A 15,942-nucleotide genomic window follows, 5' to 3' on the forward strand; every position below is an offset into this window, starting at 1 on the left:
CACCGGCCCCGCGCGCCCGCACCGACCGCACCGCCCGGGAATCGATCGATCGTGGAGGTAGCCGTTGTGCGCCGGATCCTGAGCGCATGGGACAAGGACCTGTTCCTGAACGTGGCGACCCGTTCGTGGCCGGCCGCCGAGCCGGTGCTGCCGCGGCTCAGCAGGGCCGCCAACCACGGGCTGCTGTGGTTCGGGGTCGCGGCCGGCATCGCGGCCGTCGGCGGCCGCACCGGCCGGCGCGCCGCCCTGCGCGGCGCCGCGTCGCTGGCTGTGGCGTCGGCGGTGGTCAACACCGTCGGCAAGGGCGCGGTGCGCCGCAACCGCCCGGTCCTCGACGCCGTGCCGGTGATACGCCGGCTGTCGCGGCAGCCCGGCACCACGTCCTTCCCGTCCGGCCACGCCGCGTCGGCCGCCGCGTTCGCCGCGGGCGTCGCCCTGGAAGCGCCCCGCTGGGGCGCCGCGGTGCTGCCGGTCGCCTGGTCGGTGGCGTTCTCCCGGATCTACACCGGCGTGCACTACCCCAGCGACGTCGCCGCCGGGATGGCCCTCGGCGCGGGCGCGGCCCTGGCCGTACGCGGCCTGGTCCCCACCGGGCGGCAGCTGGCGGTGCCCCCCACTCCCCGGGCCGACGCCCCGGCCCTGCCCGACGGCCGCGGGCTGTACGCGGTGGTCAACGAGGTCTCGGGCCCTCCGCCGCTGCTCGGCCCGCCGGCCGAGCGGCTGCGCGGCGCGCTGCCCGAGGCCGTGGTCGAGGAGTGCTCCGAGGACGACGACCTCGCCGAGATGCTGGAGAAGGCCGCCCAGCAGGCCGCGGAGGCCGGCGGCGCGCTCGGCATCCACGGCGGGGACGGCAGCGTCAGCCTCGCCGCGTCGGTCGCGCTGCGGCACGGTGTGCCGTTGCTCGTCTCCCCCGGCGGCACGTACAACCACTTCGCGTTCGACCTGTCGATCGAGAACATCGACGACGCCGCACGGGCGGCCCGGGAGGGCACCGCGATCGCCGTCGACGTCGCGCGGGTCTCCCCGACCGGCGACGCCGCGGGCGAGGCGGACGGGTCCGCGCGGTCCACGGTCTTCCTCAACACCTTCAGCATCGGCGTCTACCCCGACCTGGTCCGCTACCGCGAACGCTGGTCGCGGCGCGTGGGCAGCTGGCCCGCGGGGGTGCTGGCCGCGCTGCACGTGCTGCGCACGTCCGCCCCGATCGACCTGGAGATCAACGGGCGGCGCCACTCGGTGTGGATGCTCTTCGCCGGCAACGGCGCCTACCGCAGCATCGGCCCGGCGCCGCTGCGCCGCCGAGCCCTCTCCGACGGGCAGCTCGACGTCCGCATCGTCCCCGGCAGCCCCTACGCCCGCACCCGCCTGCTCGCGGCCGCCCTCACCGGCTCCACCACGGCCCTGCTGCGGCGGCTGCGGATCGGCGACGTCGATCCCGGCACCCGCCTGGCCTTCGACGGCGAGGTCGCGCCCGCGCCGCGCGACCTGGTCATCGACAAGGCCAACGAGGCCCTGACCGTCTACCGGCCGCTCTGACCCCGGCAGCACGACGCGGGCCGCGCTCCCGGGGGGCGCGGCCCGCGTGGCACGCGCGGGTGGGCGGACCGCCGTCGGTCAGCCCGACAGGCCCGCCAGCGCACGGACGCCCTCGCCCTTGATGGTGAGGGTGTCCGGCGATCCCGCGTCTATCGCGAGCGTGAGCTCGTCCGACGGCCAGCCGCTGCTCAGCGCCGCGAGGGGCAGGATGCGGTACCCCCGCGCGTTCGGCAGGGCGTGCGCCAGGCGCACCTCCGAGGTGAAGACCGGGACCAGCTTCGTCCCGTCCTCCTGCTCGAAGACCGGCAGGCTGATCGTCTCCTGCTCCGCCTCCTCCCCCGCGGACTCCTCCGGCGCCACCGGCACCGGCAGCAGGATGTCGCTGGCGGCCAGGGTGCTGAGCGCGGCCGCGTTGTCACCGCCGGTGGCGATCTCGTGCAGGGCACGCTGTGCCGGGGGCTGCGCACCGTTCGGAGTGGTGAAATCGGTCATGGCCGTTCCCTTTCCGTTGCTTGCGTACGGGGTGGCTCGGGGGCTGCGCGTACCCACCGAGGGAACGGTCATGCGTGCTCCGCGGGTGTCACTCGTACTCGGTGCCGCCCTTGCGGGTGAGGTAGGCGTCGCTGACCGCCTTGAGGACGGCGCGTCCGCCGAGCTCGGGGCTGTGCCGGTCGGGGGCCGCCCGGACCACGACGCCCTCGCGCAGATGCAGGCCGCGGCCGGAGACGGTCTCGGCGCCCCGCGCGAGCTCCAGGACGACGTCGAGGTCGTACGGGCCCTGGTAGAGCGTGGGCACCAGCGGCACGCTCCCGGCCGGGAGGACCTCTGCGGGGTCGAGCCAGCGGACCGCCCCGTCGATCTCGGCGGCGACGTCGAAGGCCGCGTAGCCGGGCGTGTCGCGGCCCGCGTCGGCGCCGTAGCCGAGGTCCTGGACACCGGCGCCGTAGACCTCGCCGAAGATCGCCACGCGGCTGGCGCCGAGCCGGCCGGCGAGGGCCGCGGCAACGTCGGGCAGGCCGTGTCCGCGGACGGCGCGCCAGTAGAGGTTGCCGTCGGCCTCCTTCAGGGCGAGGCGCTGGGCGCCCAGCCCCTTGGAGGTGACCAGCACACGTCCCGGGCCGGCGAGGTAGGTCAGGCAGCAGGCCGTCCCGTGGAGCTTCTCGGTGATCGCGACCGGCTCGCCCTCGCCGAACACCCCGGGGTGGCGCTTGACGTTCTCGATGTCGATCCACGGCAGCAGGTCCGGCGCCGACTCCACGTCGCCGCTCATCGACACCGGGACCGGCGGCACCCACTTGCTGATGCCGAGCAGCTCCGCGAAGTCGGTGGCGTCGCCGGCGGCCCGCGCCAGGTCCGTGCCCTCGAGCGCGGCCGGGCGGCAGACGATGCCCTGGGACAGCTCGCCGCGCAGCCGCACCGCCTTGACGCGGTCGGCCGCGGGGCCGGCGAGCCGTCCGGTCAGGCCGAGCTCGTCGATGAGCGCGGCGGGCAGCACGGACTGCTCGGGGATGTACAGCGCGAAATCGCCGGTCCGGTAGGCGCCCTTGGCCACGACCGCCCGGTAGAGGCCGACCTGGGCGAGTTCCAGGGCGTCCGCGTTCGGGTGGTCGTGGACGGTGAGCCGTTCGGCCGTGACGCGCAGCGTCGACATCGGGTTCCCCCTCGTGGTGGTGCGTGGATCGCACCACTGTGCGGGGTGCCGCGCGTCGCGGGCGAACGGTTTTTCAGGGTGCCGGTGCCATGCGGAAGTCGTACGCCCGGGGCAGCGGTTCGCCGGTGAGGGCCTGCCAGGTGGTGTGCAGCGACTCCTCCCCCTCCCTGAGGTCGTCGACGGTGAAGCCCTCGTCGAAGACGGCCCGCGCGGCCGCGATGTCGCCTGCGGCGAGCAGGACTTGGGCGTGCAGCAGCCGGAAGCGGCCGCGGGCGCGGAGGGTGCCGGGCAGGGCTTCCAGCACGGCGGCGGCGTCGCCGGGGCGGCGGGCGGCCAGGAGGGCCGGGACGGCCTCGCGGGCCAGGGCGCCCGCGGCGGTGGCCCAGGCGTCGCCCCCGGGGACCGCCCTGAAGGCGTCGAGGTGGCGCTGGGCGGCGCGCTCCGGATTGCCGTCGGTCTGGTCGGCGACGGCCAGGCAGTGCAGCGGCAGGCACGAACCCGACCCCGCGGCGGCCCGCTCCCAGCTGAGCACGGCCTGGGCGCGGTCACCTGCGTGCCACTGGGCGAGGCCCAAGTGGTAGTCCAGGGCCCAGCCGTTGCCCTCGTAGGTGGCCGCGGTCTCCAGCAGTTCCCGCCACTCCGGGGAGACGAGCGCGGGGCCGGGGACGGAGTCCTCGCCGAGCCGCGGGAAGACCCCGGCGAGCAGGAGTTCCAGCCAGGGCTTCTGCCGCTCGCCCATGGTGTCGGCGGCGAAGGGCGTACCGGGCAGGTCGAAGCGGCCGCGGGTGACCTCCAGCGCGCCCCAGCCGGAGCCGGTGGCGAGGACGTCCTTGGGCTCGGTGTCGGCGGCCGGCAGCCACGCCTCGTGGGCGGCGCGCAGGTGTTCGCGCGGCAGGACCGCCTCCAGCCGTTCCGCCACGGCGCGGGAGCCGGCGCCGGGAGCGGTCTCCAGCGGGCCATAGGCCTCCAGCCAGCTCACGGCGGCGCCCGCAGCCAGGGGGAGGTGTTCCAGCTGGGTGGGGGCGAGTCCGGCCTGGATCTCCAGGTAGCCCGGGGCGTCGCCCTCGTCCCCGGCGAGCCAGCGTTGCCAGCGGCGTCCGCCGGGACCCCGGCCCCAGACGAAGAGCTTGCGGCCGCCGAGGGCGTCGGTGGAGGTCTGCACGAGGCCGCGGCCGTCGGTGTCGAGGGCGGCGATCCAGGGGCGGGTGCCGTCGGGCAGGTCGTAGAACCAGTCCGCGGGGTGCTCGGAGGCGGTGGGCGCCTCGGGGGCGGGCACCCGCTGGAGGGTGCGGGAGGCGCCGAAGTGCCAGGCATGGGTGGCGGGTGCGACGACGCGGGTGCCAGGTGTCTGGGGTACGGCGGTGTTGGACCACCAGTAGAGGGGAACGGTCCGGTGGTGAGGATTGCGGACGCGTACCCCCGCGTAGAGGAAGTCGGAGCCCTCGGGGAGCCACAGGTCGATCTGGAACGGCAGGTCGCGCAGCCGCTCCCACTCCCAGAGGCGGAGCATCTCGCCGCCGTCGGGGGCCGGGACGCGGGCGGCGTGGAGCGGGGCGCAGCTGAGCGTGGTGTGCCCGGTGGCGCCGGGGTTCCATTCGACGCCGCCGGAGAACCAGGCGCCGGCGAGGCCGAAGTCGGCGTACTGCAGGACGGGGTCGGCGTGCAGCAGTTCACGGCCCGTGGGCTTGTGGTGCAGCGCGTACAGGCGGCCGCCGAGGCCGGGCAGGACGGTGGCGCGCAACCGGTCGTTCTCCAGGACGACCGCGTCCAGCGCGGTGGGCACGCGCTCGCGGGTGTAGCCGTCGAGACGCGGTACGGGGAGCAGGGTGCGCAGTTGCCCGTAGGCGATGCGCCGGGCCATGCCCGGCGGGAGCGCGGCGCTCTCGGCGGGGTCGAGGACGTGTGGGTCCCCGGACGCGCGGAGCGCGGGCAGGGGGTTCTCCGGGCCGAGCGGGCTGGCCGGGAGGGTGAGGGTGGTGCGTCGCACGGTGGTGGCCAAGAGGTCCCTCTCTCTGTCACCGGTGGTCGGGTGAGGACATGGAACCCCCTTTCGGCCTGCGCCGTCAGGGGTTTGGACCTCATGGAACGGGCCGCGTGCGGACTTCAATATATGGTGAACGTCATTTTGGCCTTCTTTTGCCGTCGGACCGGTCCGGGAGGGTTTGCCGATCATGCTGTCCACGCTGTGGAGCCCGCCGAACGGCACGCCCTCGCGCGCGCCCCGCGTTCCGCGTCCCGCCCCGGTCGAACGCGCGCACAGTCCGCGGCTGGCGGCGCTCGCCGCCCGCCCCGAGCGCGAGGCCGAGTTCTGGCGGGCCGTGGAGGCCGAGGGGACACCGCTGGTGGAGCGCCTGGACGGCGACCCCGGACACGCCGCGGTCACCTTCCTCTGGCGCGGCACCGCCGCGACGCGCGCCGTACTGGCCCTGCCCAACCAGGTGCTCGACCCTGACGACCTGGCCGGGAACCTGATGTCGCGCGTGCCGGGCACGGACGTGTGGCACTGGACGATAAGGATGCGGGCCGACTGGCGCGCCACGTACGCGCTCTGCGTGGACGAGGGAGACGGCGCGGGCGTGGCCCCCTCGGGGCCCAAGGGCCAGGCGTACCTGCGCGGGCTGCGGCGGAACCCGCGGCGCGACCCGCTCAACCGGACGGACTTCCCCACCCGCTGGGGCACCGAGCCGCTGTCGGTGGTCGCCCTCCCCGCGGCACCGGCGCCGCTCGGCGCGGGGCGGAACCGGCCCGGGACGCCGGTGGGCGAGGTATCCGTCCACACCATGCGCAGCGCCCACCTGCGCAACTGGCGCCGTGTGTGGGCCTACGCCCCGTCCGGCTACGAGGACCTCGCCGGGCTGCCGGTGGTGGTGCTGCTCGACGGGGACGTGTGGCAGCAGCACCTCGACGTCTCGGCGCTGCTCGACGGGCTCGTGGCGGCCGGCGCCCTGCCCCCGCTCGTCGCGCTGATGCCGGACGCGCTGGACAGCGACACTCGGCGCCGCGAACTCACCTGCGACGACCGCTTCGTGGCCTTCCTGACCCGTGAACTGCTGCCCTGGGCCGCGCGTCGGTGGCCGGTCAGCGGCGACCCTGCGCGCACGGTCGTCGCCGGCCAGGGCCTCGGCGGACTGGCCGCCGCGTACACGGCGTTGCGCCGGCCCGAGCGGTTCGGGAACGTGCTCGCCCAGTCCGGCGCCTTCTGGTGGCCGGCCGGGCGCCGCGCGGGAGCCCTGCCCGAGGAGTGGCTGACCGGGCGCGTGGCGTCGCTGGCGCGAAGACCGGTGCGGTTCCACCTGTCGGCGGGCCTGCAGGAATGGGGCCTGACGGCCGTGGTCCGGCGGCTGCGGGACACCCTGCTGGCCCAGGGGTACGAGGTGGCGCACCACGAGTACAACGGCGGTCACGACTACCTGTGCTGGCGCGAGGAACTCGCCCACGGCCTCGCCTCGTTGCTGCGCGGCCCCTTCCCGGGCACCCTCCCCGGCCCCCGCGTATCGGCCCCGGTCGACACGGAACCGGTCTGACGCGGCGGCACGGCACACTCGTGCCGGGGCCGTGATGACCCCGGCACGGCCCGGCCGCTGCGGGCCGCGTGCCGCCCGGGGCGGCAAGGGATGTACCCCACGACCGGGCCTCGTTGCCGCGCGGTCCCTCCCCCGCACCCGCGTATCCGCCCGGGCCGACACGGAGCCGGTCCGACGCGGCGGCCCGGCACACTCGTGCCGGGGCCGTGATGACCCCGGCACGGCCCGGCCGCTGCGGGCCGCGTGCCGCCCGGGGCGGCAAGGGATGTACCCCACGACCGGGCCTCGTTGCCGCGCGGTCCCTCCCCCGCACCCGCGTATCCGCCCGGGCCGGCACGGAGCCGGTCCGACGCGGCGGCCCGGCACACTCGTGCCGGGGCGGTGATGACCCCGGCACGGCACGGCCGCTGCGGGACCAGACCGGCCCGGGGCAGCGAGAAACGGCCGCACAGCCCCGCCTCGCCGCGGCGCGGCGCTCCTGGGCCCAGCCGTCGACCGCGGCTGCGCGCCGACCGGCGCGCGCGACGGCGGCGCGGGCGCGGGGGTCCGCAATGACCACGGCATGAGCCGGACCGCCCACCCGGCCCCGGCCGTCGGCCGGTCCGGTGCGGCGGATGGCGGCGCGATGCCGTCAGGGCACGACGGCGCCCTCAACACCCGGTCCGCTCGCGGCGTCACCGGAGCCGTCGACCACCCAAACCTCTTCGCCACCGTGGCCCGGCGCACAAGTCCCTCCGCGCCGCAGCCGGGGCACCCCTTCCCGAACTGGCTTGCGACGGCGTGCACATGCGTCAACTCGCCGACCGGGCGGGGGCGTCGCGCGGCCCGGTCGACGACGACCGCCGCGGCACCACCCCCGTAACCACGCGGTATGCGCGGCCGTCCGCGCGCCGGGCCGCCGCGAACCGCCGTGGGCACCCCGGAAGGACGGCCAACGGGGTGGCCGCGCTCGAAATGCGCTTGCCGGGCAAGGGCGGGGCGTCCAGACTGCCCGGGTGCTGATTCGACGTGAGACCCCCGACGACGTCCCGGCCGTACAGGCACTCACCGCGGAGGCGTTCGCCTCGGCGGAGCATCCCGTCCCCGTCGAGGTCACGCTGCTGGCCGAGTTGCGGAAGTGCGACGCCTGGCTGCCGGAGCTGTCCCTGGTCGCCGTGGACGCCGACGGCGAGAGCGTCGTCGGCCATGTCGTCTGCACGCGGGCGCACGCCGGCGGCACGCCCGTGCTCGGTCTGGGCCCGCTGAGCGTCGCGCCGGAATACCAGCGCAAGGGTGTCGGCCTGGCGCTGGTACACACCGTGCTGGGCGCGGCGGACGCCCTCGGGGAACCGCTCGTGGCCCTGCTGGGAAGCCCTGACTACTACGGCCGGTACGGCTTCCGGGCGAGCACGGACTACCGGATCACGCCGCCCGAGCCGGCTTGGGGGCCGTACTTCCAGGTGCGCCCGCTGTCCGCCTACACCCCTTCGGTCAGCGGGGCGTTCCGCTACGCGGAGCCCTTCGACCGGGTCTGAGGGAACCGCGGCAGCCACGCGGGCACGGCCCGGCGGTACGCCTCGTAGGCCTCGCCGTGGGCCGCGCGCAGCGTCGGCTCCTCGTACCAGCGGACGAACGCGGCGACCGTCAGCCACACGGCGGCGGCGTAGAGGAACAGCACCGGCCGCAGGAGCAGCAGTCCCTGCCCGGCGACGAGCGCCACGACGGCCAGGTACATGGGGTTGCGGACCCGGGCGTACGCGCCGCCGGTGACGAGGCGTTCGGTGGGGGCCACGGGCGCGGGCGTGCCGCGCCCCTCGCGTACGAAGCGGGCGAAGCCGTGCAGGAGCACCATCGCGCCGGCGAGGGCGAGCAGGCCGCCGGCGGCCCGTAGCGGCCAGGGGCCGTCGCCGGACGCGTACCCGGTCAGCCACCAGGGCACGAGCCCCGCCACGACGCCGGGCGCCGCGAGGAGGAAGACCGCGCTGCCGAGCGCGGCCGTGGACCGTCTCATGTCTTCATCGTGCCCGCGGGCGGCCGTCCCGGATCCGTCTTGGCGGCGCGGATGTGCCCGTAGACGTGGGCGCGCAGTTCGGCGAAGCGGGGGTCGGAGCGGGTGATGATCTGGTCGCGGTCGTGGGGGAGGTCGACGTGCAGGTCCTCCTGGACGACGGTGGGCGCGGCGGAGAGGACGACGACACGGCGGGCGAGGTAGACGGCCTCGTCGATGTCGTGGGTGACGAGCATCGTGGTGATGCCCAGACGGTGCCAGAGCCCGAGGAGGAGGTCCTCGAGGTCGGCGCGGGTCTGGGCGTCCACGGCGGCGAAGGGCTCGTCCATGAGCAGGACCTGGGGCTCGTAGGCGACGGCGCGGGCGATGGCGACGCGTTGCTGCATGCCTCCGGACAGCTGCCAGGGGTGGGCGGCGCCCGCGTCGGCCAGCCCGACGGCGGCGAGCGCCTGCTGGACGAGGGCGGTGCGGCGCGGGCGGGGCACGCGCTTCTCGCGGAGCGGGAGTTCGACGTTCTGACTGACCGTCAGCCAGGGGAAGAGGCTGCGGCCGTACTCCTGGAAGACCACCGCCATGCCGGGCGGCGGCCCGTCGACGACGCGCCCGGCGAGCCGGACCTGGCCCGCGGTGGGCGTCAGGAGTCCGGCGACGCATTTGAGCAGGGTGGTCTTGCCGCAGCCGGACGGGCCCACGACGCAGACGAGTTCGCCGCGGTCGACGGTGAGGTCGATGCCGCGCAGCGCCTCGACGACGCGGCCGCGGCCCTCGTACACCTTGCGCAGTCCGGTGATCTCAAGCATGTGTCTCCCGTTGGTGCCAGTGCAGGACCCGGCGCTCGAGGGCGCGGAAGGCGAGCGAGAGCAGGAAGCCGACCAGGCCGAGCAGCACGATGCCGCTCCACATCTCGGGGATCTGGAACTGCCGCTGGAACAGCACGACGGAGTGGCCGATGCCCGAGGTGCTGGCGAACATCTCCGCGATGACCATGAGGATGATGGCCAGCGACAGCGCCTGCCGCAGGCCCGCCATGATCTGCGGGCTCGCGGCGGGCAGCACGAGGCGCCGCAGCCGGGCGGGGCCGCGCAGGCCGTAGACGCGGGCGGTGTCGGCGAGCACCTCGTCCACGGCGCGGACGCCCTCGATGGTGTTGAGCAGCACGGGCCAGATCGCGCCGGAGACGATGACGAGGACCTTCATGGTGGTGTCGAGCCCTGCGACGAGCATGATCAGCGGCACGAGCACGGGCGGCGGTATCGCCCGGAAGAACTCCAGCGCGGGTTCGGTGGCGGCGCGCAGCCGGGCCGAGAGGCCGACGGCGGTGCCGAGGGCGACGCCGAGCAGCGCGGCGAGCGCGTACCCGGCGAGGAGCCGGGCGAGGCTGGGCAGGACGTCGTCGGTCAGGCGCGCGGTGAGCCACACGTCGCCGAAGACGGCGGCGATGCGCTGCGGCGAGGGAACGTAGAAGCTGGGCCGCCACACGCTCCACGCCCACCAGCCGAGGACGAGGAGGGCGGGCAGTCCCAGCACCCGCAGGGCCCCGGGCAGGAGGCGCGCGAGGCGGCTCATGCGGCGGCCTCCCCGCGCACGGAGGGGTGCCAGGCCAGCAGCCACCGCTCCAGGCTGCGTACGGCGAGGTTGACGACGACACCGATGATCCCGGCGAGGGTGATCAGGGCGTACACGGTGGCGACGGCGCCGCCGGACTGGGCGAGCTGGATGCGCAGTCCGAGCCCGGGGCTGCCGATGACCAGTTCGGCGGTGACGGCGAGGATGAAGGCGACCGAGGCGGCGAGCCGCAGCCCGGTCATGACGTACGGGAGCGCGGTGGGCCAGACGAGGCGGCGCAGCGTCGTCCAGTGGCCGAGGCGGTAGGAGCGGGCGGTCTCGCGGGCGACCGGGTCGACGTCGGCGACGCCGTACAGCACTTGGATGAGCACCTGCCAGAAGGCGGCGTACACGACCAGCAGGAGACTGGAGCCGAGGTCGGCGCCGAAGAGCAGGGTGGCGAGCGGGATGAGCGCCACGGAGGGGATGGGGCGGAGGAACTCGACGGTGGACGCGGTGGCGGCACGGGCGCCGGGAACGGCGTCGATGAGGGTGCCGAGCGCGACGGCGAGGACGAAGGCGATGGCCAGGCCCATGGCCCAGGCGCTCATGGTGTCGCCGAGCGCCGACCAGAGTTGACGGGTGGTCAATTCGTGGCCGAGGGTGCGCAGGATCTCGCTCGCCGGGGGCAGGAAGTCCCGGGAGACCCAGCCGAGCCGCGGGACGGCCTCGGCGATGCCGAACAGCACCGCGAGGCCGGCCGCTCCGTACGCGGCGTCGCGTCCCCTCATGGCAGGAGGGCCGAGAGGTCGGCGTCCTTGGTGAGCGTGCCGTCCTGGCGGGCGTCGTCGGCGACGGTCCGGACGGACTCCCGGTTGATCTCGGTCGGCCACTTGGGGAGCTTGATCTTGGCGATGGCCTCGGCGGGGATCGAGGTGTAGGACTTCAGTGTCTCCCGCACCGCGTCGGGGTGGGCGTCGGCGTAGGCGAGGGCCTCGTTCATGGCGGCGGTGAAGTCCTTCACCAGCTCCGGGTCCTTCTGGACGGTCTGCCGGGTGGTGAAGTACATGGCCACGGTGAGGTCCGGCGCGGCATCGGCGTAGGGCCACGCGACGGCGCGGGCCCCCTGGCCCGTGGCCTGGGTGACGAAGGGCTCGACCTCCCAGACCGCGTCGACCCGGCCCTTGGACAGGGCGGCCGGCATGTCGGGGAAGGGGATCTCGACGAACTCCACCTTGGAGGCGTCACCGCCGTCCTTGCGCACGGCGGCGCGCACGGTCGTGTCGCCGATGTTCTTCAGCTGGTTGACCGCGACGGTCTTGCCCGCGAGGTCCTTGGCGGACTTGACCGGGCTGCCGGCCGGGACGAGGACGGCGCTGTAGTCGGTGTCCCGCTCGCCGGTGGAGGCGACGCCGTTGGCGACGACCTTGAGCGGCAGGCCCTGCTGCTGGGCGGTGAGCAGGGAGGTGGTGTTGGCGAAGCCGAAGGCGAACTGGCCGCCCATCACGCCGGTGATGCTGGCGGCGCCGCCCTGCACCGAGGTGATCTTCGCGTCGATGCCGTGCTTCTTGAAGAAGCCCTGGCTCTGGGCGAGGTACACCGGTGCGGTGTCGACGATGGCGATGGCGCCGACCGTGACGCTCCGCGTGCCTCCGCCGGAACCGGAGGGACCGCCCTTGCCGGCGGAGTCGTCGGAGTCGCCACAAGCGGTGAGTCCGGCGGCGAGGAGCGCTGCCGCCGACAGGAGCAGGGGAAAGGTGCGACGCATGGGCACTCCCTGATCTGATCAGTTCCGTTCGCACAGTGAACTGTCGTTCATTGGGTGGTGCGCCAAGTGACGGTAGGGGCGCCGCGCGGCCGCGTCAACGGATCGCACAACGGCTCCTCGCTGACAGTCGTGTCACGGACGGGAGAGCAGGGGCACAGGAGGCGCGAGAGGTGGAATTACATGGAAAAAATCATGAATTGAAGGCTTTTGCCCCTGGTGGTCCGCTTCCGCCCTGAGTACATTGGAATGTGGCCTGCGGGGCGAGCGAGGGAGTCTGGTAGCACCGGAGCCGGAGCAGGAAGCAGCGGCTTCCACCGGAACCGGGTACAACGGCCGGGCTGAGAGGCTTGAAGGTCCGGGAAGAGGTTTTGAGACCGGAAAGCGACCCCTAGCACCTGATCCGGACCATGCCGGCGAAGGGAGTCCCACCTCGTAGGTCGTGGAACTGTAGCCGACGAGCCCGCGCGGTGAGCGCGGGCTCACTTGTGCGCGCCGCATCGGGTCGCGCGGGGTCCCGCCGGTCACTTGGCCGCCCCACCCGTTCGCTGGGATGATCGCCTGACGGGGACGAGGCCGACGGGGTGGACGGGGTGGGGGACATGGACGACCGGATGCTGGTGGGCGCGGTCAACGCACTGACCGCGCGATGGGCCCGCGAGACCCTGGGCGCCGGCCCGGCCGGGGCGACGGTCCTCTCCGCCGCGGGAGTCTGGCCGCTGCTGGCCCTGCTCGCCGCGGGTGCCGCGGGCCCCGCCCGCACCGAACTGGAACAGGTCCTCGGCGCGGACGCCACGACGGCGGCCGGTGCCTCGGGACGGCTGCTCGCGCGGCTGGACGCGATGGACGGCGTCGACACCGCCGTCGGCCTGTGGACCCGCGCCTCCCTGCCGCTCGCGCCCGGCTGGCTCTCGCTGCTCCCGGCCGGCGCCCACGGGCACTTCAGCGGCGACACCGAGACCGACCGCAAGACCCTGGACACCTGGGCGGCGGACCGCACCCACGGCATGGTCCCCAGGATGCCGGTCGCCGTCGACCGGAACACCCTCCTGCTGCTCGCGAACGCCCTGGCCCTGCGCACCGACTGGGCCGAGCCCTTCCAGGACCACCACACGGGGACGCTCTTCCGCAGCTCGCCGCACCTGGACATGGCCGGGGTCGCGACCACCCCCTTCGGCCCGCTGACCATGGCCAAGGTGAACGGCACCAACGGGATCGAGGTCCACCTCCTGCTCGGCCCCGACCACGTCGCCCCCGGCGAGGTGATCGCCGCCGGCGTGGCCGCCCTCGGCGGGACGTACCCGGTGCTGCCCGGCAACCTGCTTCCGTACGGGCGTCCCGGACCGGGGGTCGTGGTCGAGGACGTCACGAGCTTCGACCCGGCACCCGCGCTCGACCTGACCACGGTGCCGTTCACCGTCGGCGCCGAGCACGACCTCCTCGACCGCGCCGCGCTGTTCGGGCTCGCCACGGCCCGGGACAGCGGCGCCGGGCACTTCCCCGGCATCAGCACGCAGCCCCTGGCCGTCGGCGCGGCGAAGCAGGCGGCCACGGCGACCTTCAGCGCGAAGGGCTTCCGCGCCGCAGCCGTCACGGCCGTCTCCCTGATCGCCGGCAACGCTCCCGGGCAGGCCCAGCAGGCCAGGCGCGTACGCGTCGGGTTCCTGCGCCCGTTCGGCTTCCTCGCCGTCCACCGGCTCTTCCCGGCGGTCCTCGTGGCGGGGTGGGTGACGCCCTGACCTCAGCGGGCGGCCGTCACAGGGCGCTCCCCGCCCGCCAGTCCGCCCAGCTCGCGTTCCAGGCGCCGTAGCCGTTGTTGACCTGGACGGTGTCGGTGGAGTGGACGACGGTCACCGGGTCGCCCGGTGACACGTGCTCGTAGAACCACTTGGCGTCGGCCGTGCTCAGCCCTATGCAGCCGTGACTGCCGTTGACGCGGCCGAACTTGCCCTCGTTCCAGGGCGCGGCGTGAGCGAAGGTGCCCGACGTGGTGAGCCGGACGTCCCACTTCACGTCCTTCAGGTTGTACGCCTCGGGACCGAAGATGCGCACGGTGCGGGAGTTCATGGTGATGCTGGGCGTCTTCTCCAGGACGACCATGGTGCCGTTCCACGTCTCGAAACCGGACTTGCCGGTGGAGACGGGGAGGGTGCGCAGGACAGCGCCGTCGCGTCGCAGGGTGAGGGTCTTGCGGGCGGTGTCGACCGTGGTCACGACCGAGTGCCCTATCCGGAAGCGGACGACCCGGTTCTGCGTGCCGTAGAGACCGCCGCCCGCGTCGACGCCGTCGAGGTCCATGCGGAGCGTGACCTCGGTGCCGGGCTTCCAGTAGGTGCGCGGGCGGTAGTCGACGCGGTCGCGGCCGCTCCAGTCCTTCATCCAGCTCCAGGCCCCGTCCACGGCCGGGCTCGCGGTGACGCCGAGCTTGCGCTCGACGGCCGCGCGGTCGCGTATCGGCTTGTTGAAGACGATCGACACGGGCATGGCGACGCCGACCGTGGTGCCCTTGTCCGGGTGGTACTCCCCCACGAAGGTGCGCTGGGGCTCGGCGGTGGTGAAGATGGTGTGCTCCGTCAGCCGCTTGCCGTCGGAGGCGGTGGCACGGACGAGGACGTCGTACGTCACGCCGGGGGCCAGCCGGCCTGCCGAGGTCCAGCTCTCCTTGGAGGACGCGAGCGTGCCGCGCAACGGCCCGGGGCCGGCGGCGGTGACGCGTACGGAGTCGATCCGCGCGGCGGTGGTCCGCACGGTGACCTTGCGGTCGACGGGCACGGCACGCCCGCCGGAGGCGGGGGCGACGGCGATCGCCGGCCGTGGCTCCGCGGCGTGTGGCCCGCCGCCGGAGCCGCTGCACGCCGACAGCGACGCGGCGACGGCCAGGGCGAGCGTCGCAGCACGTGCGCGCAGGGTCGTCCTCCGGTTCCGGGTGCGGTCGTTGGTCATGTGACGGCTCTCCTCCCCTGTCGAGTCGTACCTCTGCTCCTGCCCGGACTCGGGGCGGTCCACCGCATTCCGGCGACCGGAACTCCGCGGCCAGGACGACTCCGTGGCGTCACCGTTCCGTACCAGGCGTGTACGCACGGAACCCGGGCGCGGCACGGCCTCGTGTTCCGCGGCGAACGCCGGTCGTGGGCCGGGGTGGACAACGGGACAGGCGAACAGCGGAACAGGGAACAGCGGAACAGCGGAACGACCAGGGGGACGGCATGGAGCGCAGGAACACGAGGCGGGCCACGATCGCGGTGGCTCTGGCGGCGACGGCGGCGGTGCTGCTGACGGGGTGCCGGGGAGATGACGACGTCGCGGGCGGCGCGCCCTCGCCGACCGCTCCGTCGACCGCTCCGTCGACCGCTCCGTCGACCGGCGCGCCGTCAGGGACCCCGGGTGACACCCTCCCGGTCTCCAGCACGTCCCCGGAGCCCGGGGGCACCGGATCCTCCGCCGCCTCGTCAGGTTCCACGGGAGGCTCCGCGGACCGCTGCGGCGCGGAGGACCTGGAGGCGACCTCGGCGCACCAGGCCGCCGTACGTCCCCAGGGCACGGGCACCGGGGCGGCGGTGGTCGGATTCACCAACACCTCGGGCGCGCCCTGCGTCGTCGAGGGCTTCCCGACGGTGGCCGGGGCGGCCAACGGCTCCCCGGAGATGAACGTGCCGCTGACGGTCCAGCACACCGGTGCGGCCGCGCCGGTCAGGCTGGCGCCGGGCGGCCGCGCATGGGTGAAGCTGACGTTCCACCAGGTCCAGGGCGAGGGCGACGGCTACTGCATCTCCAAGGAGGCGCCGGTGCAGTACCCGACGATGGTCCTGGGCCTGCCCGGCGGGGCGGGCAGGCACCAGGTCGCCCTGGACGACGGGGTGTTCGCCGAGTGCGACGGTGTCGTCGCCGTCACCGCGCTGTCGGCGGACCAGCCGTCCTGAGGAGGCAGGCCCCC

12 protein-coding genes and 2 pseudogenes are annotated in these 15,942 nt (G+C 74.5%); 5 read left to right on the forward strand and 9 right to left on the reverse strand.

All coding sequences use genetic code 11. The features are described 5' to 3' along the window. The first annotated feature begins 66 nt into the window (after positions 1–66). Positions 67–1,536 (forward strand): phosphatase PAP2 family protein, encoded by a 1,470-nt coding sequence (locus tag OG937_12100; GenBank protein WUD78718.1) that lies wholly within the window; start codon positions 67–69, stop codon positions 1,534–1,536. Positions 1,537–1,614: 78 nt separating this feature from the next. On the opposite strand, the gene OG937_12105 is transcribed toward OG937_12100, so the two are convergent. The 3 genes from OG937_12105 to OG937_12115 all read right to left on the reverse strand — a co-directional run bounded on the left by OG937_12105 (position 1,615) and on the right by OG937_12115 (position 5,186). Then, complete coding sequence (locus OG937_12105; GenBank protein WUD72368.1) at positions 1,615–2,028, reverse strand: SseB family protein; 414 nt, start codon at positions 2,026–2,028, stop codon at positions 1,615–1,617. 88 nt (positions 2,029–2,116) lie between these two features. Beyond that, positions 2,117–3,187: an RNA ligase (ATP) gene (locus tag OG937_12110; GenBank protein WUD72369.1), complete on the reverse strand. Its 1,071-nt coding sequence runs from the start codon at positions 3,185–3,187 to the stop codon at positions 2,117–2,119. 73 nt (positions 3,188–3,260) lie between these two features. After that, complete coding sequence (locus OG937_12115) at positions 3,261–5,186, reverse strand: DUF5107 domain-containing protein (GenBank protein WUD72370.1); 1,926 nt, start codon at positions 5,184–5,186, stop codon at positions 3,261–3,263. A 172-nt stretch (positions 5,187–5,358) separates the two neighbouring features. Between OG937_12115 and fes the strand changes: the two genes are divergently transcribed. Together fes and OG937_12125 are read left to right on the forward strand one after the other, a co-directional pair. Continuing rightward, on the forward strand, positions 5,359–6,711 hold the full coding sequence (gene fes, locus OG937_12120; protein WUD72371.1) for an enterochelin esterase: 1,353 nt from the start codon (positions 5,359–5,361) through the stop codon (positions 6,709–6,711). 995 nt (positions 6,712–7,706) lie between these two features. Continuing rightward, positions 7,707–8,225, forward strand: a complete 519-nt coding sequence (locus OG937_12125) for an N-acetyltransferase (protein ID WUD72372.1) — start codon at positions 7,707–7,709, stop codon at positions 8,223–8,225. Here the strand turns inward: OG937_12125 and OG937_12130 are convergent. From OG937_12130 to OG937_12150, 5 genes and pseudogenes are all read right to left on the reverse strand, one after another. After that, the gene (locus tag OG937_12130) at positions 8,198–8,701 is read right to left on the reverse strand and encodes an isoprenylcysteine carboxylmethyltransferase family protein (protein WUD72373.1); all 504 of its coding nucleotides are present in this window, start codon (positions 8,699–8,701) and stop codon (positions 8,198–8,200) included. The genes OG937_12125 and OG937_12130 overlap by 28 nt on opposite strands. Next, complete coding sequence (locus OG937_12135; protein WUD72374.1) at positions 8,698–9,498, reverse strand: ABC transporter ATP-binding protein; 801 nt, start codon at positions 9,496–9,498, stop codon at positions 8,698–8,700. The genes OG937_12130 and OG937_12135 overlap by 4 nt, the downstream gene beginning before the upstream one ends. Further along, complete coding sequence (locus tag OG937_12140; protein WUD72375.1) at positions 9,491–10,264, reverse strand: ABC transporter permease; 774 nt, start codon at positions 10,262–10,264, stop codon at positions 9,491–9,493. Before OG937_12140 ends, OG937_12135 begins: the two co-directional genes overlap by 8 nt. Continuing rightward, positions 10,261–11,034: pseudogene (locus tag OG937_12145) on the reverse strand (ABC transporter permease). The gene OG937_12140 and the pseudogene OG937_12145 overlap by 4 nt, the downstream one beginning before the upstream one ends. A 170-nt stretch (positions 11,035–11,204) precedes the next feature. Next, positions 11,205–12,011 (reverse strand): annotated as a pseudogene (locus OG937_12150) (ABC transporter substrate-binding protein). Positions 12,012–12,610: 599 nt separating this feature from the next. Between OG937_12150 and OG937_12155 the strand changes: the two are divergent. Beyond that, positions 12,611–13,747: a serpin family protein gene (locus tag OG937_12155; protein WUD72376.1), complete on the forward strand. Its 1,137-nt coding sequence runs from the start codon at positions 12,611–12,613 to the stop codon at positions 13,745–13,747. Positions 13,748–13,763: 16 nt separating this feature from the next. Here OG937_12155 and OG937_12160 read toward each other — a convergent pair whose 3' ends face one another. Continuing rightward, entirely contained in the window at positions 13,764–14,951 is a 1,188-nt protein-coding gene (locus tag OG937_12160; GenBank protein ID WUD72377.1) for an Ig-like domain-containing protein, read from the reverse strand. 263 nt (positions 14,952–15,214) lie between these two features. On the opposite strand from OG937_12160, the gene OG937_12165 reads away from it, so the two are divergent. After that, on the forward strand, positions 15,215–15,928 hold the full coding sequence (locus OG937_12165; GenBank protein ID WUD72378.1) for a DUF4232 domain-containing protein: 714 nt from the start codon (positions 15,215–15,217) through the stop codon (positions 15,926–15,928). The last annotated feature ends 14 nt before the right edge of the window (positions 15,929–15,942 follow it).

Source organism: Streptomyces sp. NBC_00510, from assembly GCA_036013505.1.
Taxonomy (GTDB): domain Bacteria; phylum Actinomycetota; class Actinomycetes; order Streptomycetales; family Streptomycetaceae; genus Actinacidiphila.

Excerpts from the sequence above, each read along its gene's own strand:
- OG937_12105 (WUD72368.1), bottom strand. The coding sequence starts at position 2,028 with ATGACCGATTTCACCACTCCGAACGGTGCGCAGCCCCCGGCACAGCGT.
- OG937_12110 (WUD72369.1), bottom strand. The coding sequence starts at position 3,187 with ATGTCGACGCTGCGCGTCACGGCCGAACGGCTCACCGTCCACGACCAC.
- fes (WUD72371.1), top strand. The coding sequence starts at position 5,359 with ATGCTGTCCACGCTGTGGAGCCCGCCGAACGGCACGCCCTCGCGCGCG.
- OG937_12130 (WUD72373.1), bottom strand. The coding sequence starts at position 8,701 with ATGAGACGGTCCACGGCCGCGCTCGGCAGCGCGGTCTTCCTCCTCGCG.
- OG937_12135 (WUD72374.1), bottom strand. The coding sequence starts at position 9,498 with ATGCTTGAGATCACCGGACTGCGCAAGGTGTACGAGGGCCGCGGCCGC.
- OG937_12140 (WUD72375.1), bottom strand. The coding sequence starts at position 10,264 with ATGAGCCGCCTCGCGCGCCTCCTGCCCGGGGCCCTGCGGGTGCTGGGA.
- OG937_12155 (WUD72376.1), top strand. The coding sequence starts at position 12,611 with ATGGACGACCGGATGCTGGTGGGCGCGGTCAACGCACTGACCGCGCGA.
- OG937_12160 (WUD72377.1), bottom strand. The coding sequence starts at position 14,951 with ATGACCAACGACCGCACCCGGAACCGGAGGACGACCCTGCGCGCACGT.
- OG937_12165 (WUD72378.1), top strand. The coding sequence starts at position 15,215 with ATGGAGCGCAGGAACACGAGGCGGGCCACGATCGCGGTGGCTCTGGCG.